Origin of the sequence: Mesorhizobium sp. M1406 (assembly GCF_040317555.1) — a bacterium.
Lineage (GTDB): Bacteria > Pseudomonadota > Alphaproteobacteria > Rhizobiales > Rhizobiaceae > Mesorhizobium.
This window is the reverse complement of sequence record NZ_JAMYKW010000001.1, coordinates 70,494-95,399: the sequence shown is the minus strand read 5'-3', so window position 1 is coordinate 95,399 and position 24,906 is coordinate 70,494. Positions and strand designations below refer to the sequence as shown.

Annotated in this window: 23 protein-coding genes; 4 read left to right on the top strand and 19 right to left on the bottom strand. The window is 64.0% G+C overall.

All coding sequences use genetic code 11. The features are described from left to right. Position 1: 1 nt before the first annotated feature. The 4 genes from NKH03_RS00445 to NKH03_RS00430 all read right to left on the bottom strand — a co-directional run bounded on the left by NKH03_RS00445 (position 2) and on the right by NKH03_RS00430 (position 4,473). Complete coding sequence (locus tag NKH03_RS00445) at positions 2-904, bottom strand: branched-chain amino acid ABC transporter permease (protein ID WP_352966670.1); 903 nt, start codon at positions 902-904, stop codon at positions 2-4. 334 nt (positions 905-1,238) lie between these two features. Further along, on the bottom strand, positions 1,239-2,240 hold the full coding sequence (locus NKH03_RS00440) for a 4-hydroxyproline epimerase (protein WP_352966668.1): 1,002 nt from the start codon (positions 2,238-2,240) through the stop codon (positions 1,239-1,241). 32 nt (positions 2,241-2,272) lie between these two features. Next, positions 2,273-3,523 (bottom strand): NAD(P)/FAD-dependent oxidoreductase, encoded by a 1,251-nt coding sequence (locus tag NKH03_RS00435; protein ID WP_352966667.1) that lies wholly within the window; start codon positions 3,521-3,523, stop codon positions 2,273-2,275. Positions 3,524-3,579: 56 nt separating this feature from the next. Beyond that, complete coding sequence (locus NKH03_RS00430; protein WP_352966666.1) at positions 3,580-4,473, bottom strand: dihydrodipicolinate synthase family protein; 894 nt, start codon at positions 4,471-4,473, stop codon at positions 3,580-3,582. A gap of 69 nt (positions 4,474-4,542) precedes the next feature. Between NKH03_RS00430 and NKH03_RS00425 the strand changes: the two genes are divergently transcribed. After that, positions 4,543-5,235 (top strand): GntR family transcriptional regulator, encoded by a 693-nt coding sequence (locus NKH03_RS00425; RefSeq protein WP_352864969.1) that lies wholly within the window; start codon positions 4,543-4,545, stop codon positions 5,233-5,235. 47 nt (positions 5,236-5,282) lie between these two features. On the opposite strand, the gene NKH03_RS00420 is transcribed toward NKH03_RS00425, so the two are convergent. Next, on the bottom strand, positions 5,283-5,486 hold the full coding sequence (locus NKH03_RS00420) for a hypothetical protein (protein ID WP_352966663.1): 204 nt from the start codon (positions 5,484-5,486) through the stop codon (positions 5,283-5,285). A 409-nt stretch (positions 5,487-5,895) separates the two neighbouring features. After that, complete coding sequence (locus NKH03_RS00415) at positions 5,896-7,392, bottom strand: CoA-acylating methylmalonate-semialdehyde dehydrogenase (RefSeq protein WP_352864972.1); 1,497 nt, start codon at positions 7,390-7,392, stop codon at positions 5,896-5,898. A gap of 162 nt (positions 7,393-7,554) precedes the next feature. On the opposite strand from NKH03_RS00415, the gene NKH03_RS00410 reads away from it, so the two are divergent. Beyond that, a complete protein-coding gene (locus NKH03_RS00410; RefSeq protein ID WP_352878646.1) occupies positions 7,555-8,436 on the top strand; it encodes a LysR family transcriptional regulator in 882 nt (293 codons plus the stop codon). Between the two features lie 132 nt (positions 8,437-8,568). On the opposite strand, the gene NKH03_RS00405 is transcribed toward NKH03_RS00410, so the two are convergent. The 8 genes from NKH03_RS00405 to rsfS all read right to left on the bottom strand — a co-directional run bounded on the left by NKH03_RS00405 (position 8,569) and on the right by rsfS (position 16,951). Continuing rightward, a complete protein-coding gene (locus NKH03_RS00405) occupies positions 8,569-9,825 on the bottom strand; it encodes a D-amino acid dehydrogenase (protein WP_352966661.1) in 1,257 nt (418 codons plus the stop codon). An 89-nt stretch (positions 9,826-9,914) separates the two neighbouring features. Then, the gene (gene alr, locus NKH03_RS00400) at positions 9,915-11,054 is read right to left on the bottom strand and encodes an alanine racemase (protein ID WP_352966660.1); all 1,140 of its coding nucleotides are present in this window, start codon (positions 11,052-11,054) and stop codon (positions 9,915-9,917) included. A gap of 78 nt (positions 11,055-11,132) precedes the next feature. Next, positions 11,133-11,648 (bottom strand): RNA pyrophosphohydrolase, encoded by a 516-nt coding sequence (locus NKH03_RS00395; RefSeq protein ID WP_352864980.1) that lies wholly within the window; start codon positions 11,646-11,648, stop codon positions 11,133-11,135. Positions 11,649-11,804: 156 nt separating this feature from the next. After that, positions 11,805-12,986, bottom strand: coding sequence for a divergent polysaccharide deacetylase family protein (locus NKH03_RS00390; protein WP_352966659.1), 1,182 nt, complete (start codon positions 12,984-12,986; stop codon positions 11,805-11,807). A 199-nt stretch (positions 12,987-13,185) separates the two neighbouring features. Continuing rightward, positions 13,186-14,517, bottom strand: a complete 1,332-nt coding sequence (locus NKH03_RS00385) for a S41 family peptidase (protein ID WP_056586250.1) — start codon at positions 14,515-14,517, stop codon at positions 13,186-13,188. Beyond that, positions 14,518-15,855, bottom strand: a complete 1,338-nt coding sequence (locus NKH03_RS00380) for a murein hydrolase activator EnvC family protein (RefSeq protein ID WP_352966658.1) — start codon at positions 15,853-15,855, stop codon at positions 14,518-14,520. Between the two features lie 179 nt (positions 15,856-16,034). Further along, positions 16,035-16,517 carry a 23S rRNA (pseudouridine(1915)-N(3))-methyltransferase RlmH gene (gene rlmH / locus NKH03_RS00375; protein WP_352864985.1) on the bottom strand — a complete coding sequence of 161 codons (483 nt, stop codon included), beginning with the start codon at positions 16,515-16,517 and terminating at the stop codon, positions 16,035-16,037. A gap of 56 nt (positions 16,518-16,573) precedes the next feature. After that, complete coding sequence (rsfS, locus tag NKH03_RS00370; protein WP_023758584.1) at positions 16,574-16,951, bottom strand: ribosome silencing factor; 378 nt, start codon at positions 16,949-16,951, stop codon at positions 16,574-16,576. A gap of 241 nt (positions 16,952-17,192) precedes the next feature. Between rsfS and NKH03_RS00365 the strand changes: the two genes are divergently transcribed. After that, a complete protein-coding gene (locus NKH03_RS00365) occupies positions 17,193-18,044 on the top strand; it encodes a mechanosensitive ion channel family protein (protein WP_352966657.1) in 852 nt (283 codons plus the stop codon). A 4-nt stretch (positions 18,045-18,048) separates the two neighbouring features. Here NKH03_RS00365 and NKH03_RS00360 read toward each other — a convergent pair whose 3' ends face one another. The 5 genes from NKH03_RS00360 to obgE form a co-directional block, all read right to left on the bottom strand. Further along, positions 18,049-19,338 carry an MFS transporter gene (locus tag NKH03_RS00360; protein WP_352966655.1) on the bottom strand — a complete coding sequence of 430 codons (1,290 nt, stop codon included), beginning with the start codon at positions 19,336-19,338 and terminating at the stop codon, positions 18,049-18,051. 68 nt (positions 19,339-19,406) lie between these two features. After that, entirely contained in the window at positions 19,407-20,039 is a 633-nt protein-coding gene (locus NKH03_RS00355; protein WP_352966653.1) for a nicotinate-nucleotide adenylyltransferase, read from the bottom strand. Positions 20,040-20,243: 204 nt separating this feature from the next. Further along, entirely contained in the window at positions 20,244-21,530 is a 1,287-nt protein-coding gene (locus NKH03_RS00350) for a glutamate-5-semialdehyde dehydrogenase (RefSeq protein ID WP_352966652.1), read from the bottom strand. A gap of 2 nt (positions 21,531-21,532) precedes the next feature. Further along, positions 21,533-22,705 carry a glutamate 5-kinase gene (proB, locus tag NKH03_RS00345; RefSeq protein WP_352864991.1) on the bottom strand — a complete coding sequence of 391 codons (1,173 nt, stop codon included), beginning with the start codon at positions 22,703-22,705 and terminating at the stop codon, positions 21,533-21,535. A gap of 4 nt (positions 22,706-22,709) precedes the next feature. Continuing rightward, positions 22,710-23,741 (bottom strand): GTPase ObgE, encoded by a 1,032-nt coding sequence (obgE, locus tag NKH03_RS00340; protein WP_352864992.1) that lies wholly within the window; start codon positions 23,739-23,741, stop codon positions 22,710-22,712. Between the two features lie 134 nt (positions 23,742-23,875). On the opposite strand from obgE, the gene NKH03_RS00335 reads away from it, so the two are divergent. Continuing rightward, positions 23,876-24,745, top strand: a complete 870-nt coding sequence (locus tag NKH03_RS00335) for an endonuclease/exonuclease/phosphatase family protein (RefSeq protein ID WP_352966651.1) — start codon at positions 23,876-23,878, stop codon at positions 24,743-24,745. Positions 24,746-24,906: the final 161 nt, after the last annotated feature.

Below are 24,906 nucleotides of genomic sequence, written 5' to 3'. Positions count from 1 at the left end.
CTCAGACCTTTTCGACTTCTGGCCGGCCCAATATGCCGGAAGGCAGGAAGATCAGCACGATCGCCAGGATCGAGAACGCCGCGACGTCCTTGTAGTCGATCGAGAAATAGGCCGACCACATGCTCTCGATGAAGCCGATCATCAGCCCGCCGAGCACCGCGCCCGGCAGCGAACCGATGCCGCCCAGCACCGCTGCGGTAAAGGCTTTCACGCCCGGCGTGAAGCCGTCCGAGAAGGCGATGACACCGTAATACATCAGGAACAAGGTGCCGGCGACGGCGGCAAGCGCCGCGCCCATGATGAAGGTGATCGATATGGTACGGTCGACATCGATGCCGAGCAGCGCCGCCATTTTGCGGTCCTGCTCGCAGGCGCGTTGCGCTCGGCCGAGCGAAGTCCTGTTGACCAGGTACCAGAACAGCACCAGCAGCAGCGCCGTGACGATGACGATGATGATCTGCTTCAGCGACACGCTGATGCCGTTGATGTTGTAGACTTGGCTGACCATCGGCGGGATCGGCTTGTTGCGCGGCCCCTGCGTCACTTGGACGAAGTTCGACAGCGCGATCGACATGCCGATCGCGGTGATCAGCGGCGCCAGCCGGAACGAGCCGCGCAATGGCCGGTAGGCAACCTTCTCGATCGTCCAATTGTAGAGGCTGGTGAGCAGCATAGCCACGATCATCATGAGCAGCAGCGCCAGCACCACGGGCACCGAATAGAACAGCGCGCCTAGAGCGAGGAAGACGATCAGGGCCGTGAAGGCACCCACCATGAAAATGTCGCCATGAGCGAAGTTGATCATGCCGATGATGCCGTAGACCATCGTGTAGCCGATTGCGATCAGCCCATAGATCGATCCCAGCGTCAGCCCATTGATAAGCTGCTGGACAAAGTACTGCATGTGTACGTGGCTCCCCTGGAATGTCGCCCATGCAGACGCATTCCTTTTCGTATTTCCCCTAGTCGTAAAGTTTCGAGCCCGGATTGCAACGTCATTTTTCAATCGTCGTGCGTGTTTTGTCGACACGCCGTCTGATTGCCCGTTTTTCCGTATCCGACCCCTGGACTATCGCGGACCCTACCATTGGCATAACGCAATGTCTTTGACGATTCGACCGCATCATGCACCTCGTTTCGAAGAAATCGCCGTCAAAATTAGGTGATGAGAAGAATCGTTGCGTTACTGACATAGTCCGTTTTTCGTTCCGCTCCTTTCCGTCGGGTCAGGTTTCCCTTCACTTGACCACAAAACCATGTGCGAACGGATCGCGGTCGTCGATGAAAATGGTGTTCAATCCGGTCATCCGCGCCCAGCCACCGATCGAGGGAACAATGGCCGGTTTGCCTGCGACGGTGACATCCTTTTCGACCTTGCCCTTGAACAGCGAACCGATGATCGATTCATGGACGAAGCTGTCGCCGGCCTTGAGTTTGCCCTTGGCATGAAGCTGCGCCATGCGCGCCGAGGTGCCGGTGCCACAGGGTGAGCGGTCGATCGCCTTGTCACCGTAGAAAACGGCATTGCGGGCGTCGGCCTCGGGGTTGGTCGGCGCACCGGTCCACAGCATGTGCGACAGCCGGTTGATGCCTGGGTTCTCGGGATGCACGAAGGAATATTTCTCATTGAGCCGCTGCCGCACCACCGGGCTCCAGGCGATGAAGTCGCCCGCCGAATAGTCGGCCATGTCGCGATAGTTCTTCTGCGGCTCGACGATGGCGTAGAAGTTGCCGCCATAGGCGACGTCGACGGTGATTTCGCCGAGCTGCGGGCATTCGACCGTCAGCCCCTCCGCATGGAGGAAAGACGGTACATTGGTGATGCGCACCTCCTCGACATAGTCGCCGACCTGCTTGTACTCGGCGATGACCAGGCCGGCCGGCGTGTCGAGCCTGAGCACGCCCGGCGTCTTCGGCTTGATCAGCCCGTGCTCGATCGCCATCGTCACCGTGCCTATCGTGCCGTGGCCGCACATCGGCAGGCAGCCGGAGGTTTCGATGAACAGGATGGCGATGTCGCAATCCTCGCGCGTCGGCGGATAGAGGATCGAGCCGGACATCACGTCATGGCCGCGCGGTTCGAACATCAGCCCGGTGCGGATCCAGTCATATTCGGCCAGAAAATGCGCCCGCCGTTCCATCATCGTCGAACCCTGCAGCAGCGGGCCGCCACCGGCGACCAGACGGACAGGGTTGCCGCAGGTGTGGCCGTCTATGCAGAAGAAGGATTTCTTGGCCATGACGCTCCTCGAAAAATCAAAACCCACGAAAATCAAAAACGATGTGGACTGAAGGGGGCCAGATCGATCGACGGAGTCTGCCCCAGGACGAGTTCCCGGATCAACCGTCCGGTGGCGGCTGCCTGGGTCAAGCCGAGATGGCCGTGGCCGAAAGCATAAACCACCGATCGGCTTCCCGATGCATGACCGATGACGGGCACTGAATCCGGCAGCGAGGGACGGAACCCCATCCATTCGCGCCCGCCCGAGGGATCGAGCCCCGGCAGGAATTTCTGCGCCTTCCGTAGCAGCGCTTTCGACCTGGCATAATTGGGCGGTCGCTCGATACCGCCGAGTTCGACGGCGCCGCCGACGCGCAGCCCCGTTTCGAGCGGCGTGATGACGAAGCCATGGCCGGAGAAGATCAGCATCCGCTTCACGTCGAAGGCGCTCGGCGGCAACGTCGTGTTGTAGCCGCGCTCGGTTTCGAGCGGGATGCGATCGCCGAGTTGCCTCGCCAGCAGATGCGACCAGGCGCCGGCGGCGACGACAAGGTGCCTGGCTTGCCTCGTCGTGCCGTCGGCCAATGTCAGCGCGGCGCCGTCATGATCCGCCGCGATGCGCTCGATCCGAGCCATCTCAAAGCGTGCCCCCTTGGTCTGCGCGTAGGCCCACACCGCCTTGCCGAGCAGTTTCGGGTCGGCGACCGTCATCCATCCCGGGACGAACGTGCCCTTGACGAAGCGCGGCGAAAGCCCCGGCTGCAAGGCAGCCAGGTCCTCGCCCTCGACATGGCGGAAACCGATGCCGAAACGCCCGCGCGCCGCCCAGCCAGGCAGCTCAGCCTGAAACTCGGCCTCGCTTTCGTAAAGCTCGAGCGAACCATCCTCACGCAGCATCGATCGTGTACCGGACCGATCGAGCAGGCCCATCCATTCCGCTTCGGCGAGCTTCATCATGCCCGCCTGAGCGGCGAGGCTCGCCTCGTATTTTCCCGGCGCGCCGGCGCGCCAGAAGCGGATCAGCCAGGGCAGAAGTTTCGGCAGATAGGCCGGCGGAATGCTGAGCGGGCCGAGCGGATCGGCCAGCCATTTCGGCAGCTGCCGCATCATGCCCTTATGCGCCATCGGCAGCACGTCGGAGAAGGCAAAGGCGGCGGCATTGCCGGAGCTCGTCTCCTCGCAAATGCCCGTCCGATCGAAGATCGTGACATCGCGTCCCGCCTCGGCGAGAGCGGCGGCGGCGCAGATGCCGATGATGCCGCCACCGATGATGGCGATGTCGATTGCAACGTTGCTATTCATCGTTGCACGCCAAGCCGCATGTCCAGTCTCCGCCCCGCTTCACCCTGCGGTCAGCCTCAGAACGACGGCAGCGTCGGCCGCACCGCCAGCGCGTCCTTGACGATCTTCTCGACCACCTTGCGGCGCTCGCCCGACAGCGGCTGGCGCGGCATGCGCACGCGATCATTGGTGTTGATCGCGAACACTTCGGCAAGCTTGATGTTCTGCACCAGATAGGTCGAGACGTCGAGATCGAGCAGCGGCCGGAACCAGCGGTAGATGGCGAGCGCCTCTTCGCGGCGGCCCTGCTTCATCAGCTGATAGATGGCGACCGTCTCGCGGGGGAACGCGGTGACCAACCCGGCCACCCAGCCGATGGCGCCGACCGACAGCGCCTCGAAGGCGAGATTGTCGACGCCGGTGAACAGGTCGTAGCGAGTGCCGAGGCGATTGATGATCTCGGTCGAGCGGCGGATGTCGTCGGATGATTCCTTGATGGCGACGAAGCGCTTGTCCGACGCCAGCTCCTCCATCTGGTCCACAGTGACGTCGACGCGGTAGGCAAGCCGGTTGGAGTAGATCATGACCGGCAGGTCGCCGGCCTCGGCTACGGCACGAAGTGCGGCGACCGTCTCTTCCGCATTGGTGTGGTAGATCGGGCTCGGCACGACCATCAGGCCGTTGGCGCCTTCTTGGGCCGCACGCTTGGCTATGCTGGCCGCCTCGCGTGTGCCGGCCTCGTTGACCGTCAGCAGCACCGGCTTCTTGCCGGCGACCTTCTGCGCGGTCTTCAGCACCTCGATCTTCTCGTCGGGCGACAGCATCGGCCCTTCGCCGAGCGATCCGCAAACGATGATACCGTCGCAGCCGGCCTCCATCTGCAGGTTGAAGCAGCGCTCCATCTCGGCATGATCGAGACGATCATCCGCGGTGAATTTGGTCGTGACGGCTGGAAAAACTCCGGTCCACATGATCATCTCTCCATCTGATATATCAGCCGTATATCTGTTAAGAAACGGCCTGTCAATACGGATTCCATTATGATATATGCAAGATATATCAGGAGAGCGCCTTTGATATCCATGGAAGCCAGCACCGTGACCGAGCCAGCCGCGACCAAGGCCTATCACGTGCTCGAGCACATGATCGTCACGCTTGAACTGGCCCCTGCGAGCTTCGTCACCGAAGGCGCCCTGATCGAAAGGCTCGGGCTCGGGCGGACACCGGTGCGCGAGGCGATCCAGCGGCTGGCCTGGGAAGGGTTGCTCGACGTGCGGCCGCGCGCGGGCATCGCGATCGCTCCGCTTCATCCCGGCGACTGGCTGCGCGTACTCGACGCGCGCCGCGGCGTCGAGGTGGTCCTGGCCCGCTCGGCCGCCCGCTTCGTCACCCGCGAAGCCGCCGACCTGTTTCACGAAGCAGCCCTTGCCATGCAGAAAGCAGTGATCGCGGGCAATGTGCTTGCCTTCATCCAAGCCGACAAGGCACTCGACGAAGCGCTGGCCCTGGCCGCCGACAATCCGTTTGCCGCTCGGCTGGCCGCCCCCTTGCAGACCCACAGCCGCCGCTTCTGGTTCCGCTACAAGGCCGACACCGGCTTGGCGGAATCGGCAGAACACCATGTCGCGCTGATCCGCTCGATCCTCGACGGCGACGAGGAGGCCGCAGCCAAGGACGCCAAGCGGCTGATGGCGCTGCTGCGCGGCCACGCCGAGGTGGCGGCGACACGCTGAGCGCCATTAGGTCCGCCGGGCGTTCGGTGTCTTTCCAACGCTTCGGTCTAGGTGCCTGGCAAGGCAGCCTCCACCAATGGACCGTCCCAACCTTCACCTGCCGTGATGACGCAGCTCTGACCCCGCGTATCGGTGGCCAGGATAGTCCAGGTGCCTTGGTCGGAAACGAAGATCTCGAGAATCACGCTCGGGTTGACCACGCCGCGCGCCGCCTCGCTTTCGTGGAACTTCTCGCCGAGCGCCTTGATCATGTCCGCTCGGGCAGCGCATTGTCCGGCCGCCAAGGCCGGGACGGCAAAAGACGAAGACGCAGCACAAAGTAACATTGCCATGAGACGTGTCATCAGACACCTCCTTGCGCCACGCGGTACCCCCGAAGCTGTCGCCAGCGCCGTTGGTTGATCTGCCGCACCTCCTTCGCGGCAGGATTGAAACTTAAGACTACAAACGCCCGTCCGGTTCCATCACATTAACGTTTAGGCCGATGCGGCCCGCGACCGGAATGCAAAAGGCCCGGGCGCAGCGCGCCCGGGCCTTGAGTTCAAAATCGATTGTCGTTCGGCCAGTTCATCGTCGGGATAACGAATTCCGCACCGTCCTTGATGCCTGCCCGCCCGCGGCAGTAGGTAGGCGAGGACGCGCAAGCAAGAAATCGTCCGTCTAGTTCATGGTCGGGATGACGAACTCCGCACCGTCCTTGATGCCGGACGGCCAGCGCGAGGTGACCGTCTTGGTCTTGGTGTAGAAGCGGAACGCGTCCGGACCGTGCTGGTTGAGGTCGCCGAAGGAAGATGCCTTCCAGCCGCCGAACGTGTAGTAGGCGATCGGCACCGGGATCGGCACGTTGATGCCGACCATGCCGACCTGGACACGCGAGGCAAAATCGCGCGCCGCGTCACCGTCGCGGGTGAAGATGGCGACGCCATTGCCCATCTCGTGGTCGTTGGCGAGCTTGATCGCGCTCTCATAGGTCGGCGCGCGCACGACCGAGAGCACCGGCCCAAAGATCTCTTCCTTGTAGATGCGCATGTCCGACGTGACGTTGTCGAACAGGCAGCCGCCCATGTAGTAGCCGTCTTCATAACCCTGCATGGAGAAGCCGCGGCCATCGACGACCAGCTTGGCGCCTTCCTTGACACCGGTGTCGACATAACCCTTGACCCGCTCCAGCGCCTGCGCCGTCACCAGCGGGCCGAAATCGGCGGAAGAGTCGGTCGAAGGTCCGACCTTCAGGCTCTCGACGCGCGGGATCAGCTTTTCCATCAGCCGGTTGGCGGTGTCGTTGCCGACCGGAACGGCCACCGAGATCGCCATGCAGCGTTCGCCGGCCGAGCCGTAGCCGGCGCCGATCAGGGCGTCGACGGTCTGGTCCATGTCGGCGTCGGGCATGATGATCATGTGGTTCTTGGCGCCGCCGAAGCACTGCACGCGCTTGCCGGCGGCGGTGCCGCGCGAATAGATGTAGTGGGCGATCGGCGTCGAGCCGACAAAGCCGATGGCCTTGATGTCGGGATCGTCAAGAATGGCGTCGACCACGTCCTTGTCACCATTGACGACGTTGAGGATGCCCGCCGGCAGGCCGGCTTCGAGGAACAGTTCGGCAATGCGCATCGGCACGCCCGGGTCGCGCTCCGACGGCTTCAGGATGAAGGCGTTGCCGCAGGCGATGGCAGGTGCGATCTTCCACAGCGGGATCATCGCCGGGAAGTTGAACGGCGTGATGCCGGCGACGACGCCGAGCGGCTGGCGCATCGAATAGACGTCAATGCCGGGGCCGGCGCCGTCGGTGAATTCACCCTTCATCATATGCGGCGCGCCGATGCAGACTTCGACCACTTCGAGGCCGCGCTGGATGTCGCCCTTGGCGTCGGCGATCGTCTTGCCGTGTTCGCGCGCCAGGATATCGGCCAATTCGTCATAGTCGCGAGCGACGAGTTCGAGGAACTTCATCAGCACGCGCACGCGGCGCTGCGGGTTCGTTGCCGCCCACTTCGGCTGCGCTGCCTTGGCATTCTCGACCGCCGCGCGCAGTTCCGCCTGCGAAGCCAGCGCCACCGTGCCGCGCACGGAGCCGTCCATCGGCTGCATGACATCCTGCTTGCGGCCGCTGGTCCCGGCGACATGCTTGCCGCCGATGAAATGACCGTAGTCGATCATGATTTCTCTCCCTTTGTTTATGATGGCGTATTGTCCGCCTTTGCAGCGGCGATGGCAACGCGAGGGAGAACGCAACCGTTGTGCGGAAAGTAGATAACGATTGACGGGCGAGCATCAATTCCCGCAAATGATGAGACCGCAACATACATTTCAAGGATCGCCATGAACTGGGATGACGTCCGCATCTTCCTGGCCGTGGCCCGCGCCGGCCAGATCCTTGGCGCGGCCAAACGGCTGGAGCTCAACCACGCCACCGTCTCGCGCCGCATCGCCGCACTCGAGGATGCGCTGCGCACAAAACTGTTTCGCCGGCTGACCACCGGCAGCGAACTGACGCCGGCCGGCGAGCGCTTCCTCGACATTGCCGAGCGTATGGAGGGCGACATGATCGCCGCGCGCTCGACCATTGCCGGCGAAGGCGACGACGTCTCCGGCACGGTGCGCATCGGCGCGCCGGACGGCTTTGGCGTCGCCTTCCTGGCCAAGCGCCTCGGCGAACTAACCGCGCTGCACCGCGAACTGACGATCCAGCTCGTGCCGGTGCCGCGTTCCTTCTCCCTGTCGCGCCGCGAGGCCGATATCGCCATCACCGTCGAGCGGCCGACCGAAGGCCGGCTGGTGGCGGGAAAGCTGGTCGACTATTCGCTCGGCCTGTTTGCCTCGCGTGACTATGTCGAGGCGTATGGCTTGCCCAAAACTGCCGCCGAGCTTGGCCAGCACACCCTCATCGGCTACGTGCCGGACCTCATCGTCAGTCCCTCGCTCGACTACGCGGCCGAGTTCAGCGCCGACTGGCGCACCAGCTTCGCCATCTCCTCCGCACTCGGCCAGGCCGAGGCGGTGCGCTCGGGCGCCGGCATCGGCATCCTGCACACCTTCGTCGCCCGCTCGATGCCGGAATTGGTGCCGGTCGATGTGGTCGCACCCATCCGTCGCGCCTACTGGCTGGTCTATCACGAATCGGTCAGGCCGCTGCGCCGCGTCCAGATCGTCGCCAGCTTCATCACTAAGATGGTGGAGCGGGAGCGGGGCCTCTTCACCTGATTTCGCAAATCCGGCAAAATAAATCCGCCATCTGGGGCGGGTCGAGCACAAACGAATTCACCACACGCTCAACCCTTGTCCGCCAATGGCGCCCATTCTACGAAGACTGGGTCCGGCAGTCGTTCCGACCTTTTATCGCAGATAGCGCTCCTGTGCGAGGTCGCGGACATCGATGTCCGGCACCCGGCTGGAGATGATATCGGCCAGAACCTTGCCCGAGCCGCAGGCCATGGTCCAGCCGAGCGTGCCGTGGCCGGTGTTGAGGTAGAGATTGGAAAGCTCGGTGCGGCCGATCAGCGGCGGGCCGTCCGGCGTCATCGGCCGCAGCCCGCACCAGAAGGTCGCGTCCCGCATCGCGCCGGCGCCCGGAAACAGATCGCCGACCGAGTGCTCCAGCGTGCGCCGTCGCGATTCATGCAGCCTGAGGTCGAAGCCGGAAATCTCCGCCGTACCGCCAACCCGAATGCGGTTCCCTAGCCGGGTGATCGCCACCTTGTAGGTCTCGTCCATCACCGTCGACACCGGTGCCGCCGCGGCATCCTTGATCGGCACGGTGATCGAATAGCCCTTGACCGGATAGACCGGGATCGGCCGCTTCACCCGGCGCATGAAACCCGCCGAATAACTGCCCATCGCCATCACATAGGCGTCGGCGGCCTTCCAGCCCTTGCTGGTGCTGAGATTTGCGATGCGGTTTCGGCTGCGGATGACACGCCAGATCGTCACGTCGTATTCGAACTTGATGCCGCGCGCCACGCAGAGTTCGGCCAGCCTGTCGGTGAACATCTTGCAGTCGCCGGTCTCGTCATGCGGCAGCCTGAGGCCGCCGACGAACTTTTCGCGCACCCCGGCCAGGCCAGGCTCGGCCGCGATGCAGCCGTCCTGGTCGAGGATCTCGTAGGGCACGCCATACTTCTTCAGCACCTCGACATCGCCGCCGGTGCCGTCGAGCTGTTTTTGCGTGCGAAACAGCTGCAGCGTGCCCTGGGTCCGCTCGTCATAGGCGATGCCGGTCGCTTCGCGCAGCGCCTTCAGCGTGTCGCGGCTGTATTCGGCCAGCGGCACCATGCGCGCCTTGTTGATCGCGTATCGCTCGGCCGTGCAGTTGCGCAGCATCTTGATCAGCCAGGTCCACATATGCGGATCGAAGGCCGGCCGCACCACCAGCGGGCCATGCTTCATCAGCAGCCATTTGATGGCCTTCAGCGGAATGCCGGGTCCGGCCCAGGGCGAGGCGTAGCCGGGGGATATCTCACCGGCATTTGCAAAGCTGGTTTCCAGCGCCGGGCCTTTCTGGCGGTCGAGAACCGTCACCTCGTGACCGGCTTCGGCGAGAAAATACGCCGTGGTCACCCCGATGACGCCACCGCCCAGCACCATGATCTTCATCGTACAACACTCCACGGCGACGCCCAAACCGATGCGATCTTCTGTCTGCCGGATTCTGTGGCGCCCGCCAAGGGGCTACACGCTAAGCGTTAGCTATCGACATAGCGCCGATGGAAGCGCGGGCCGAGGCTGGTCAGGATCTCGTAGCCGATGGTGCCGGCATGGCCGGCAGCCTCATCGACGCTTTGTGAGGGACCGAGCAGTTCGACGAGATCCCCCTCGCGGAGCTTGCCGGACGGCAGAGCGGAAATGTTGAGAATGATCGAATCCATCGACACCCGCCCGAGGAAGGGCAGGCGCGCGCCCTCGAACCAGGCTGCGGACGCCGCCCGCCGGTGCCAGCCATCGGCATAGCCCAGCGAGATCGTCGCGGCAGCGAGCGGAGCCGTCGTTTGGAACATGTGGCCATAGCCGACACCGGCGCCGGCCTCCAGCATGCGTGTCTGCACGACCTTGGCCTCCAGCCGTACCACCGGCAGCATCGGGTTCGGCCTGGCCGGTGTCGGATTGATGCCGTAGAGCGCGGCACCGGGGCGGGCGAGATCGTAGTGGAAGCGCTGCCCCAGAAAGATGCCGGACGAATTGGCGAGCGAGGCCGGCGCCTTCGGCAATAGTGCGCGCAGCCGCTCGAACGCCAGCCGCTGCCGCCCATTGGCCGGATGCTCCGGCTCGTCGGCGCAGGCCAGATGGCTCATCACGAAGTGGATGTCGATGCCGTCGAAGGCATGCGGATCGGCGGCAACGCGCTCCACGTCCAGGGGCGCCATGCCAAGCCGCGACATGCCACTGTCGACCTGGATCGCGGCCGGCAGTTTTCGGCCGGCGCGCCGAGCCGCCACGCGCCATGCCGCCAATTGTTCCGGGCTGTTGATCACGGCGCAAAGGTCTGCCGCCACCGCGTCCGGTTCGGCACCAGGCGGAATGCCGTTCAAGACGAAAATGGCGGGATTCGGCCCAAGCGAGCGGCGCAAGGTGACGCCTTCGGCCAGAAGCGCGACGAAGAAGGTATCGCAGCCTTCGCGCAGCAGCGCCGCCGCGACCTGGCTGGCACCAACACCGTAGCCGTCGGCCTTGAGCACACCAGCGCAGCCGACATCGCCCAATCGCGATTTCAGCCGCCTGTAGTTTTCACGGATCGCGCCGAGATCGATGGTGAGGACGGCGCCGGCCGCCACTTCGCTTGTGGCGGTGACCTCTTCGGGCAGCGACCTTTTGGGGGCGTCGTTCATGGCGACCCTTTGCGCAGTGGATACATACATCAATAGGACCGCCGGGCCGGCGCGGCAACCAGGGTCGTTGTGTTGAGCCTATTGCACCAGATGCCGAAATGCCGCCACCACATCCTCATAGACATGGCGCTTGAACGGCACGATCAGGTCGGGCAGATCCTGCATCGGCCGCCATGCCCATTTGTCGAACTCGGCGGTGTGGCCGCCCGGCGGCGGATTGATCTGGATCTCGCTGACATCGCCGTGGAAGCGAAACGCGAACCATTTCTGCGTCTGGCCGCGATACCGCCCCTTGAAGGCGATGCCGACGAGATGGTCCGGCAAATCATAGTTGATCCAGTCCGGCGCCTCGGCCAGCAAAGAGATGCCGCGCATGCCGGTCTCTTCGTAGAGTTCGCGCTCGGCCGCCTGCAACGGCTCCTCGCCCTTGTCGATGCCGCCTTGCGGCATCTGCCAAAGCTGAGTCGTGCCGGCGAATTCGCTGTCCGGCTCGGCAATGCGATGCCCGACCCAGACCAGGCCCTCGGCATTGAGGATCATCAATCCGACGCAGGGGCGATAAGGCAGCGTTTCGCGGTCAATCTTTTTAGCCATGCGTGATGGGGTCCAGCCGTTTTGAGAATTCGCTCCGGTGAGGCAGGTGGCGAGCGGTTTCGAGAACCGGAGCGGAGCGTACTTAAAGTACGTGAGCACCGGAAGCGCAGAAAACGTCGCCAGATGCCCGCCGGAGTAGAATTATCAAGACGGCTGTTAGCCTTTTTGCGGATCAATCGCCACCGCTGAAATCGGCACGATCTCGATGCCGCGCTTCTTGGCCTCGGCCACCCACGACGACACGGTGTCGACCGTCAGGCCGAAGGCCGAGCCGATGCCGACGGCAGTGCCTTTGGCCCGCGCGGTCGCTTCGAGACTGTCCAGTTTTTTGAGGATTTCGCCGCGATCCTGCACCGCATCGATCGCCATGTCGCCGGAAACGAAGGGCACGCCATCCCTGAGCGCCAGGTCGGGCGCCAGGCTGCGCGCCGACGATCCGTCATCGATATAGGCGAGGCCGCGTTTGCCGAGTTCGGCCATGAATGGTTCCATCGCCGCCGCGTCGGCGGAAAAGCGCGCGCCCATATAGTTCATGACGCCGGTGTAGTTGGTCGTCCGCGACAGCGCCCAATGCAGGTTCTTCAAATTCTCGTCCGCGCTCGCCGCCACCGTCAGCGTGTTACGGCCGGGATTGATGTTCGGATAGTCGAACGGTTCGAGCGGCACCTGCATGACGATCTCGTGGCCGCTTTGCCGGGCGGCCTGCATCCAGCGGCCGATGCTGTTGCCTTGCGGCGCGAAGGCCAGTGTCACTTCCGCCGGCAGCTTGGCGATGGCCGCCTGGGTGCCTGTCTGCGAAACGGAAAGCCCGCCGATGACGATCGCCACCCGCGCGCCGCGCCCGCCCGACCAGGGCCGCGCATAGACGTCGAACGGCCGCCTTCCATCGGTGGCGCGCACAGGCAAGGGTCCGGTATCGCTGGCTTCGATCAGCGCCTTGTCGGGAATATGCGCGATCTTCAGGTTCTGGCCGATGGTCGACGGGTCGCGAATGACGATCGCCGCCTTGGGCGGGCCATCGCCCTCTTCCGTCTGCACGCGGATGATCTGCGGCCCGCCTGTCTTTGTCGGCGTCTCCGTCTTGGGTGCCGTCACTGGGGCCAATGCGGTCGGCGCGGCAGCGGGTTCGGCTGCCGCTGTTACTTTCGGCGTCGAAACGGCAACCTCCTGCGGCTTTCGAAACGGCTTTTCCCGGAGCGCGATCGCACCGGAGACGCCGACCACCGCGAGCACGGCCACCGTTGCCATGATCGCACCGCCGCTGACCTTGCCAGCAGCGCGCGGCGACCGGACAGCCTGTCCGAGCGGGCGTTCGATGTCCTTGCCTATATCAGCCAAGCCTAATCCCCGGGGCGCATCAGCTTCGAAGACGAAACCGCTTCGAAAGGACATGCGCGAATTCATCAATCCTGGCGCACCCCTGGCGCCGTGTTTGGGGCTTTGCCTTGCCCCCGAATCAAACTGCCGGAACCTTTCGGTCCCGGCAGCATCGCATTGCTTCCATCGGGCGGCCAGACCTACTTGTCCGGCCCCACCGCTACTGGTTGAGAACGGCCTTCTGCGGATTGGGCGGGAAGGACGGATCGGTCTTCTGGCCGCGCAGCAGCTGCTCGGCATAGATGAGCTGCAGATCGTCCTTCGGATCCGGCGGCACATAGGCCGCCGAGCCCGAACCGGTCGTGCTCTCGTCGGCGCCCTTGATATGGCCCTTGAGGTCGGATTCGCCGCGCGTCAGGTCCCTGCCCTGCAGTTCCGGCGGCAGCGGCTGGTCGACCTTGATGTCGGGCGTGATGCCCTTGCCCTGGATCGACTTGCCGGACGGCGTGTAATAGAGCGCCGTCGTCAGCCTGAGTGCGCCATTCTCGCCGAGCGGAATGATGGTCTGCACCGAACCCTTGCCGAAGGACTGCGTGCCGACCACCGTGACACGGCGCAGATCCTGCAGCGCGCCGGCGACGATTTCCGACGCGCTGGCCGAACCGCCATTGACCAGAACGATCATCGGCTTGCCGTTGATGTCGTCGACCTGCTTAGGCTTGGCGTCGAAGCGAGTGACGTCCTTGGGATCGCGGCCGCGCGTCGAGACGATCTCGCCGCGGTTGAGGAAGGCATCGGACACGCTCACCGCCTGGTCGAGCAGGCCACCAGGATTGAGGCGCAGATCGAGAACGTAGCCCTTGAGCTTGTCGTCCGGCACCTGCTTCTTGATGGTGTCGATGGCGTTCTCGAGGTCGTCATAGGTCTTTTCGGTGAAGGAGGTGATCTTCATGTAGCCGATGTCATTCTCGACCCGGAACTTGACCGCCTTGACCTTGATGATGTCGCGCACGACCGTCAGTTCGATCGGCTTGTCGGCGCCCTGGCGCAGGATCGTAAGCTTGATCGGTGTGTTGACCAAGCCGCGCATCTTGTCGACCGCGTCGTTGAGGGTGAGGCCGCGAACCTCTTCGCCGTCGATCTTGGCGATATAGTCGCCGGCCAGCACGCCTGCCTTGGCGGCCGGTGTGTCGTCGATCGGCGTGATCACCTTGACCAAATCGTTCTCCATGGTGACCTCGATGCCGAGGCCGCCGAACTCGCCCTTCGTCTGGACGCGCATATCCTGCGCCTGCTCGGCGTTCATGTAGGAGGAGTGCGGGTCAAGCGAGGCGAGCATGCCGTTGATGGCGTTCTCGACCAGCGACTTGTCGTCGGGCGGCGTCACATACTGCGCCCGCACCCGCTCGAAGATATCGCCGAAGATCGCCAATTGCTTGTAGGTCTCCGACCCTGCGGCGTTCGCCGCCGAGCCGGGCGTGCCATAAACAAGGCTCATGGCGGACGCGCCCATCAGCGCACCGGCAAACAGAAGCGACAGTTTCCGCATTATTCACGTCCTTCCAGAAAAACGGTCCGCCCACCATGGGGCCGGATCGACGGGTTTTCCATCCTTGCGGAACTCGACATAGAGTTCCGGCGTGGCATTTCCATTCTTCGAAACCGAGGTGCTCGCCACCCTGGCCTCTCCCATCGCGCCGACCGGCTCTCCTGCGAGCACTGATTGACCGGTCGCGACGCTGATTCTGCTCATCCCCGCCAAAACGACATGATAGCCGTCGCCTGCGTTAAGGATCAAGAGTTGACCATAAGAGCGAAACGGCCCCGCATAAAGCACATTCCCATCCGCCGGCGCGGTAACGATGGCTCCTGATTGTGTCGCAACCATGTCGCCAAGCATCATCGCGCCGTTACCGTCATCGGCGCCGAATCGCCGTTTGATGCGGCCGGTCACCGGCAGCGCGATCTGTCCCTGCAACGCTGAAAAAGGTGCCGCGGCGGCAAGCCGATTGCCTTCCGGCACCGGCAGCGACGCCAGTTCCGCCGGCGTTGATGGCTTGTCGCCGTCCGCCGTCTTCTGCTCGGCGGCCTTGGCCGCATCGGCTGCCTTGCGGGTCTTGTCGGCCTGCGCTTCGAGCGATGCGATCAATTCCTTCAAGCTGCCGGCCTTGGCCGCCAGCGCCTCGGATCGCTGCTTTTCAGCGGCCATTTGGGTTTGCGTGTCGGCTTCGAGCTTCTGCTTGGCCTCCAGCAACATGCTTAGACGCTTTTTTTCCGTCGTCTGATCGCCGACCGCCGCAGTCAGCCGCGCTCGTTCGGCCTCGATCGAGGCCGTGACCCGCGACTGCTCCTTGAGATCGGCCAACAGGCCCTCGGTCTGCTGACGCAGTTCCGGCACGACGGCGCCGAGCAGGATGGCGCTGCGCACCGACGACAGCGCATCCTCGGGCTTGACCAGGATCGCCGGCGGCGGGTTCAGCCCCATGCGCTGCAGCGCGCCCAGCACTTCGGCCAGCACGTCACGTCGAGACGCAAGCGAGACGCGGATCTTCTGTTCTTGGCCCTTCAGCCCTTCCAGCCTTGCGCCGATGTCCTCTATGTCCTGGCCGAGCTTCTGCTCGGTCATCGCCGACTGGATCAGGGCTGCGGTGATTGAAGCGTGATCCTTCTTGATGGTCGCGATGTCGGCGGAGAGCTTGGCCAATCGTTCCGACGACAGCGTGATCTCCTTCGAGACCCGTTCGTATTCGGCGCGGCTCTGGTCCGGATCTGGAGCCAAGTCGAGCGAGTTCTCGGCCCGCCCCGCATGCAGCGACAGGACAAGCACCGCCGCCGCGATGCCGCAGCGCGCGCGCCATGAGCCCGTTCTCGATTTCCAACCTTCAGACATTCGGTGTCGACTCTATCCGCGGCTTCGTTAACGAACCATCAACCATGTTTGAGAGGCCCGTTTCCGAATGCATGTCGCCCAAAAGTGGTCCCGGTTTGGGAAAAACGAATGCAAAACCAAAGTCCAATCTTGCGCGGCATTGGGGCGGAAATCCGGGCGGGTCGCGCCAATTCACCAGTTTATGAGCGATGATAGGGATGTCCCGAAAGGATGGTGGCCACCCGATAAAGCTGCTCTCCCAGCATCACGCGCACCAGTTGGTGCGGCCAGGTCAGCAATCCGAACGACATCACCAGGTCGGCCTGATCGCGCAGCGACTGGTCGTGGCCGTCGGCGCCGCCGATGGCGATGATCAGCGCCTTGCGGCCACCGTCACGCAACAGGCCGAGGCGCCCGGCGAAATCTTCCGAGGAAAAACTCTTGCCGCGTTCGTCGAGCAGGATCAGCGCTGTGCCGGGTTGCAACTGCGCCTGCAGCTTCTGACCTTCCTCGCGCCGCCGCTCGTTGGCGGTCTGACCACGACCTTCGGCGATCTCGGCAATGCCGGCGAATTCAAGCCCCACCGCCGGGCCGCTCTTGGCGAAGCGCTCGAAATAGCGGTCGGCGAGCAACTTCTCGGGGCCGGCTTTCATCCGGCCCACGGCATGAACTGATATCTTCATCCTTGCCCCTATAAGCCGCCGATGCACGCGATGACATGCATCAAAACAAAGGCGGCTTAGTGGAGGGTCTCTTCCTCGAGATCCGGCGCCTGCCACATCTTTTCAAGATTGTAGAATTCGCGGACCTCGGGGCGGAAGACATGGACGATGATGTCGCCCGAATCGATCAGGACCCAGTCGGCACCTGCCAACCCCTCGACGCGCGCCATGCCGAGCCCGGCATCTTTGAGCGCTTTGAGAAGGTGATCGGCGACAGCCGAGACATGACGGTGCGATCGACCCGAAGCGACGACCATGTAGTCGCCGAGGCTCGATTTTCCCTGGATGTCGATGGAGACAATGTTTTCGGCCTTGGAGTCTTCCAGACTGGCAAGGACTGTCTTGATGGCGCGGGACACGGCGTCGTCTACGCTGATCCTGGCCGGCGAAGGCATGATATCGGCCTTCTTCCGCAGTGCTGTTCTCAGTGTATTTCCTTTCGCAGCAAGAACAACCAAATCACCCTTGAAAGCAGGTGACGCCCCTTAGATAGGCAGAGTTCCCTTACAGTTTCAAGACGGCACCTGCCTGGCACGAACGTATTCTCGTTCCTGTGGTTCGCCCGCACGCCGGAAAAGATCGGAACCCTCGCTCCCCGCACGGGTTATCGGCTCACCGACCAACCGGATTTTCACCATGCCGATCGACCCACAAAACACCCTTGCCACCGTCCAGGCCGGCCTGGCGCAACTGAGCACGCTGATCATTTCATACTCTTTCTCGGCCATCGGCGCCGTCATCCTTTTGGTTGTCGGCTACATCATCGCTGGGCTTGCCGAACGTTCGATCTTCGCCGGACTCGGCCATATCCATGGCTTCGACCAAACGCTGCGGCATTTCTTCTCCAAGATCGTCCGCTATGCCATCCTGATCCTCGTCACCATCATGGTGCTTGGCCAATTCGGCGTGCAGACGGCGTCGATCATCGCCGCCATCGGCGCCATAGGCCTAGCCATCGGCCTAGCGTTGCAAGGCACGGTGCAGAACATCGCCGCCGGCATCATGCTTCTGGCGCTGCGGCCGTTCCGCATCGGCGAATCCGTCGAGGTCGGCTCGATTGCCGGCACGATCGAGGAGATCGGCCTGTTCGCGACCAAGCTCAGGACCGCCGAAGGCGTCTATATCCTGGCGCCCAATTCGACGCTGTGGAATCAGCCGGTGCGCAACTTCACCCGCAACGGTGTGCGCCGCAGCGACATCACACTCTCCATCGGCTCCTGGAACGACATCGACCGCGCCCAGAAGACCTTGCTCGCCATTGCCGCCGCCGACCGGCGGGTGAAACGTGAGCCGGCGCCGATCGCTTTCGTCGCGACATTGGGCGACAGCACCGTGTCGATCGCCTTGCGCTACTGGACATCTTCGGCGGACTTCTTCGCCACCCAGACCGACCTCACCAAACGTGCCAAGCAGCAATTCGACTCGGAAGGCATATCGATTCCGCTGCCGCCACCGGAAGCGCCAGCGCCGGAGGCCCGCCGGCAATGATCGGTTAGCCGTTGCGCCGGTCTTGCTCGTCCGGCGCGAACGCAAGTTCGACCGGCAAAGGCGCCTGCGCGGTCATCGGTGCGAAACTGCCGGTTTCACCGGCGGGAACCGGACGCGTCGTGAACACACGCAGAAGCACGAACAGGCAGAAGGCTGCCGCGATGAGGATCGCTACATAGATGAAGGTCCGCGTCCCGAAGACGGCCGAAAGCGCCGTTACGATGCCCGGCACGATGAAGCCCGAAAGCGACCAGGCAAACAACAGCGTACTGGACATCGCCACCATATCCTCCTTACCGGCACGGTCGGAGGCATGCGCGCTGGAAAGCGAATAGATCGATTCCGAGGCGCCATCCCAGATGATGTAAATCACCACCAGCGCCGCCAGCGCGCCGCCGTCGAACCCAAGCGCGAACAGGCCGGCGACCATGGCGAGTGCGGATGCGGCGACCAGCACATAGCGGCGGTCGGTGCGGTCGGAAATCCAGCCAAGCGGGATCTGCAGGATCAGCGTGCCGACCGGCATCGCCGAAAGCAGCAGCGCCACATCGGCTTGGCTGTAGCCCTTGGCCGTGGCGTGGATCGGCGCGAAGCCCGCGATCGACATCGACAGGCCGCCGACCGCCAGCATGCCGGCGACGCCGACCGGCGAAATCCGCCAGGCCCGTCCGAGCGCCACCGAGGCCGCCCGCGGTGCCGGCGGCTGGGCCAGCCTGGTCATCCCGACGGGGAGGATCGACAAAGCGGTGAAGGCGATACCGATCAGCGGCGCATCCGCGGTCCTGATATCGATCAGCGCCAGCGTCGCGTAGCCGACGCCGAGCCCGGCGACATAGGCAACGTAGAAGAAAGCCATCACCCTGCCGCGGATGGCATTGGCAATGGCATCGTTCAGCCAGCTCTGCGCGACGATGAACAGACCGCATATGGCAAAGCCGTAGAGCGCGCGGGCGGCGATCCACAGCAGCGGATGCGGGCCGGCGCCGACAGCGGCGTTGGCCAGCGCGATCAGCGCCGACAGCACCATGAAGGCGCGGGCATGGCCAACCCTTCTGACCAGCGGTCCCGTCAGGATGCAGCCGGCGAGGCCGCCGGCCGAAAGTCCGGTGATGATCAGCCCGGCCCAGGTCGGATCGAAGCCCTCGGCGCCGAGCCGGACCGGGATATAGGCAAACATCAGCCCATTGCCCACGGCTATCAGCGCCATCGACGCGATGACGCTGGCAATCGCGATCAGCGGCGTGGGCTCGGTGCCCTGCTCGACTTCGCTGCGGTTTTTCCTGGGAATCGACATGCCTGCTCAGGATTGCCCACGAAACGGGCAAAGGGAGCGATAAAAGCGACATGGCCGGGCGAGTGGGATCAACCCTGTGCCAGTTTGCGGATCGCGCTCGACGATAGCGACGAACGCGGGCCGTGGATGAAAGTCCAGGCCGGCGCCTTCATGCGGGCAAGCCGTGGCGCATCGCCTTCGTCGACGCGGGCGTAGTCGAAGGTCTTGGCGACAACCGATGACAGGAACGACAGCGTCGCTCCCGGCCGGTCGATCACCGCGATCGGGAAGGTCATGACGATCTCGCGCCAGCGCTGCCAGCGATGGAAATCGCGCAAACTGTCCGCACCCATGATCCAGACGAAGTCGACGCCGGGATTGCGCGCCTTGACCAGCGCCAGCGTGTCGGCGGTGTAGCGGACATGATGGGCCGCCTCGACGGCGGTGACCTTGATCTTCGGGTTCTTGGCGATCTGCTCGGACAGTTGCAGCCGTTCGCTGAGCGGCGCCAGCTCGCCTGTGCTCTTCAGCGGGTTGCCGGGCGTCACCATCCACCAGAGCTGGTCGAGCGCCAGGCGTCGCAGCGCAATCTCGGCGACCAGCGCATGGCCGGCATGCGGCGGATTGAACGAACCGCCGAACAGGCCGACGGCCAGCCCCTTCTCGGCATGCGGCATCTTGAGATAGTGGGAGGGGATTGCGGGTGGGGAAGGGGATAGCATCGCGCTAGGCACCCCCCTCTGCCCTACCTGGCATCTCCCCCGCAAGGGGGGAGATCAGCAGTTTCGGCGTAGGCGCAAATCTTGCAGCGTTGAAGATTGGCGAAATCAGAAATGTCAGCCAATCTCCGCCCTTGCGGGGGAGATGTCCGGCAGGACAGAGGGGGGTGGCTGGGCGCAAGCTTCAGGCCCTTCGGGCAAAAGACGTCAAGGCCTCACCTGTCCGGACCCGCGCACGCGGTATTTGAACGAAGTCAGCTGCTCGACGCCGACCGGTCCGCGCGCATGCATCTTGCCGGTGGCGATGCCGATCTCTGCGCCCATGCCGAACTCGCCGCCGTCGGCGAACTGGGTCGAGGCGTTGTGCAGCAGGATCGCCGAATCGATCTCGTTGAAGAACCGCTCGACCGCTTGCGCATCCTCGGCGACGATCGCTTCGGTGTGATGTGAGGAGAACGTCTCGATGTGTTCGATCGCACGACCGATACCGTCGACCAGCTTCACCGCGATGATGGCATCGAGATATTCGGCCACCCAGTCGGCATCGGTCGCCGGCTTGGCGTCGAAAAACACTTTCAGCACTTCGGCATCGGCATGGATTTCGCAGCCGGCCGTGCGAAGTGCGTCGAGGATCGGCACCAGATGCGTGGAGGCAACCGCACGGTCGATCAGCAGCGTCTCGGCGGCACCGCAGACGCCGGTGCGCCGCATCTTGGCGTTGACGGCGATCTGTACCGCCATGTCGAGCTTGGCCGAGCGGTCGATGTAGAGATGGCAGATGCCTTCGAGATGCGCGAAGACCGGCACCCGTGCCTCGGTCTGCACCCGCCCGACGAGGCTTTTGCCACCGCGCGGGATGATGACGTCGAGCGTACCGTCCAGTCCTTTCAGCATCTCGCCGACGGCGGCGCGGTCGGTGGTCGGCACCAGCTGGATGGCGTCTTCCGGCAGGCCGGCTTCCTTCAGCCCCTCGACGAGGCAGGCGTGGATGGCGGCCGACGAATTGAGCGAATCCGAGCCGCCGCGCAGGATCACCGGATTGCCGGCCTTGAGGCAGAGCGCGCCGGCATCCGCCGTCACGTTCGGCCGGCTCTCGTAGATGACGCCGACGACGCCGAGCGGCGTGCGCACGCGCTCGATATGCAGGCCGTTCGGCCTGTCCCATTGCGCGATCACGTCGCCGACCGGATCGCGCAGCGCGGCGATCTCCCTGATGCCTTCGGCCATGGCCAGAATGCGCGCCGGATCGAGCTTCAGTCGGTCCATGAAGGAGACGGAAAGCCCGGATTCCTGACCATTCGAGACATCGATGGCGTTGGCGTCGAGGATATCCTGCCCACGCGCGACGATCGCCTCGGCCATGGCGAGGAGTGCGGCGTTCTTGGCGGCGGTCGTGGCAATGGCCAGCGGTCGGGCGGCGGCGCGGGCGCGGCGGCCGATATCGGCCATCAGCGCGACGGTGTCGTCCCCGGATTTTTCATGCAATTTCAGCATGCTCATCCTCCGCTTACATCGCCACCGGCCAGCACTTGGTTACCGGCTCCTACTTGGTCACTGGAATGGCTCACCACAAGGTCGTCGCGGTGGATCATCGCCGAACGCGCCTCGTAGCCGAGCACGGTTTCGATCTCGGCCGTCTTCAGACCAGCGATCCTTACGGCATCGGCGGCATCATAGGCAACCAGCCCACGGGCGATCTCGCGGCCCTCGGGCGACAGGATCGCCACCGTGTCGCCGCGCGAGAAATTGCCACTGACCAGCTTGACGCCGGCCGGCAGCAACGACTTGCCCGACAGAAGCGCACCAATGGCGCCGGCATCGACCGTCAGCCGGCCAGCCGGTTCGAGCTGGCCGGCGATCCAGGTCTTGTAGCCCTTGACCGGGTTGCTGCTCGGCCGGAAGAAGGTGGCGCGCTCGCCGCGTTCGATCGCCATCAGCGGCGACAGCCGCGTGCCGGACGTGATGATCATCGCCGTGCCGGCGGCGGTCGCGATCTTGCCGGCATCGAGTTTCGTGCGCATGCCGCCGCGCGACAGCTCGGAAGCGGCGGCTCCCGCCATCGCCTCGATGTCCGATGTGATCCGGTCGACCACCGGAATGAACTTTGCATTGGGGTCCCGCGCCGGAGGCGCCGTGTAGAGCCCGTCTATGTCGGAAAGCAGCACCAAAAGGTCGGCGCCCATCATGGTGGCGACGCGAGCCGCCAGCCGGTCATTGTCGCCGTAGCGGATTTCGGAGGTGGCAACCGTGTCGTTCTCGTTGATGACCGGCACCGCCTTCATCTTCAAGAGCGTCGAGATCGTGGCCCGCGCGTTGAGGTAACGGCGGCGCTCCTCGGTGTCGCCGAGTGTCAGCAGGATCTGGCCCGATTTCAGGCTGCCCTTGCCGAGCGCATCCGACCAGGCGCCGGCCAGTGCGATCTGCCCGACGGCTGCCGCGGCTTGGCTCTCCTCGAGCTTCAAGGCGCGCTTGCCGAGGCCAAGGATGGTGCGGCCGAGCGCGATGGCGCCGGACGACACGACGAGGATTTCAGCACCGCCCTGGGCAAGCACGGCAATGTCGTCGGCGAGCGAATCCAGCCAGTCGCGCTTCAGGCCCGTCGCGCGGTCGACGAGCAGCGCCGAGCCGATCTTGACGGTGATGCGCCGATATTTTTTCAGCGACTGCATAGTCCTATCTGTCCCAGCGCGTCTCGACCGGTGCAGCGATCCGCGCGCGTGCCTCGGCTACCACCGACATCAGCGCCCGCAGCACCGCCTCGACACCCTCGCCGGTGACCGCCGACAACAGCATCGGCGCGCGGCCCGCGGCGCGCTTCAGCGAGGCGACCTTCTTCTTGCGAGCCTCGGCGTCGAGCGTGTCGACCTGGGAAAGCGCCACGATCTCGACCTTGTCGGTCAGGCCGTTGCCATAGGCCTCGAGCTCGGCGCGCACGGTCTTGTAGGCCTTGCCCGGATTTTCCTCCTGCGCCGAAACCAGATGCAGCAGCACGCGCGTGCGCTCGACATGGCCAAGGAAGCGGTCGCCGATGCCGACGCCCTCATGGGCGCCTTCGATGAGACCGGGAATGTCGGCTATGACGAATTCGCGCGCGTCGATGCGGGCAACGCCGAGGCCGGGGTGCAGCGTCGTGAACGGATAGTCGGCGATCTTCGGCTTGGCGGCGGTGACGGCGGCGAGGAATGTCGACTTGCCGGCATTCGGCAGCCCGACCAGCCCGGCATCGGCGATCAGTTTCAGCCGCAGCCAGATGTTGAGCTCTTCGCCCGGCAGGCCGGGATTGGCGCGGCGCGGCGCCTGATTGGTCGAGGTCTTGAAATGCTGGTTGCCGAAACCGCCATTGCCGCCCTTGGCCAAGAGAAAGCGCTGGCCGACCACGGTCAGGTCGCAGATCAGCGTCTCGTTGTCCTCTTCGAACACCTGCGTTCCCGCCGGCACTTTCAGCGTGACATCGGCGCCCTTGGCGCCGGTCATGTTGCGGCCCATGCCATGGACTCCGGTCTTGGCCTTGAAATGCTGCTGGTAGCGATAGTCGATCAGCGTATTCAGCCCGTCGACGGCCTCCACCCAGACATCGCCGCCACGACCGCCATCGCCGCCGTCCGGCCCTCCGAATTCGATGAATTTTTCGCGCCGGAACGACACCGAACCGGCGCCGCCGTCACCGGAGCGGATGTAAACTTTGGCTTGATCGAGAAATTTCATGGGATTTCGCAGTTTCTACTAGTGGCTTTGCGGCATTGCTCTAAACCTTGGGCCTTGCTCTAAACCAAGGCGCGGCGAAGGGCGAGGGCGTTTTATGACAATGGCCGCGCGGGATCGGCCGGAGAGATGTTGGAATGAAGCTTGTAACTTACAACATCCAGTACGGTATCGGTCTCGACGGGCAGTACGACGTCGGGCGCGTCGCTGACGCCGTGCGCGGCGCCGATGTGATCGCACTGCAGGAGGTTACCCGCAACAACCCCAGGAACGGCGGCCGCGACATGGTCGCCGAGATCGGCGAGGCACTGCCCGATTACTTCGCCGTCTATGGCAGCAATTTCGAAGCCAACATCGGCTCCCACCTCGAGAACGGCCGCGCCATCACGAAAACCTTCCAGCTCGGCAATATGATGCTGTCGAAGACGCCTATTCATCTGTCGCGCAACCTGCTTTTGCCGCGCAGCCGCAGCTTCGAGATGATGAACTTCCAGCGTGGCGCGCTGGAAGCGCTGATCGAGACACCGCTGGGTTTCATCCGCTTCTATTCCATCCATCTCGATCACCGCAGTCCTGTCGAACGCGCCAGTCAAATCCAGTTCCTGCGCCGGCGCCTGTTGAACTATGCGCTCGAAGGCGGCGCGCTGTCCGGCGTCGCCGAGATCGGCCTGCCGGAATTGCCGCATCCCGAAGCCTTTGTCGGCATGGGCGATTTCAACATGCTGGCCGGCTCACCGGAATATGTCGAACTCGCCGGCCGGCCGGACCACGAATTCGGCATGCCGCTGACCGCCGATTTCGCCGTCGATGCCGCCTTGCGCCTGAACGCCACCGGCGACGATCTCGTCAGCTGGGTCGACCCCAAACAACCCACTGACCCCAACCGCCACAAGCGCATCGACTACATCTTCACCAGCGCTTCGCTTGCCAAATCCCTGAAGCGCCTGTGGGTCGACCGAAAGGCCGTCGGTTCGGACCACCTGCCGGTGTGGGTCGAACTGGGCTGACCCCAGTTGCCTCCCATTGGTCTCGCGCCGTACCCGATGTGTGTCGAGATTCAGGTCAGGCCGAGCCGAGAATAGTGGCTTCCGAGAACCGGAGCGGAGCGTACTTTTCGTACGCGAGCACCGGAAGCGAAGGAAGCCGCCATTCGCAGGCCGGCCTCACC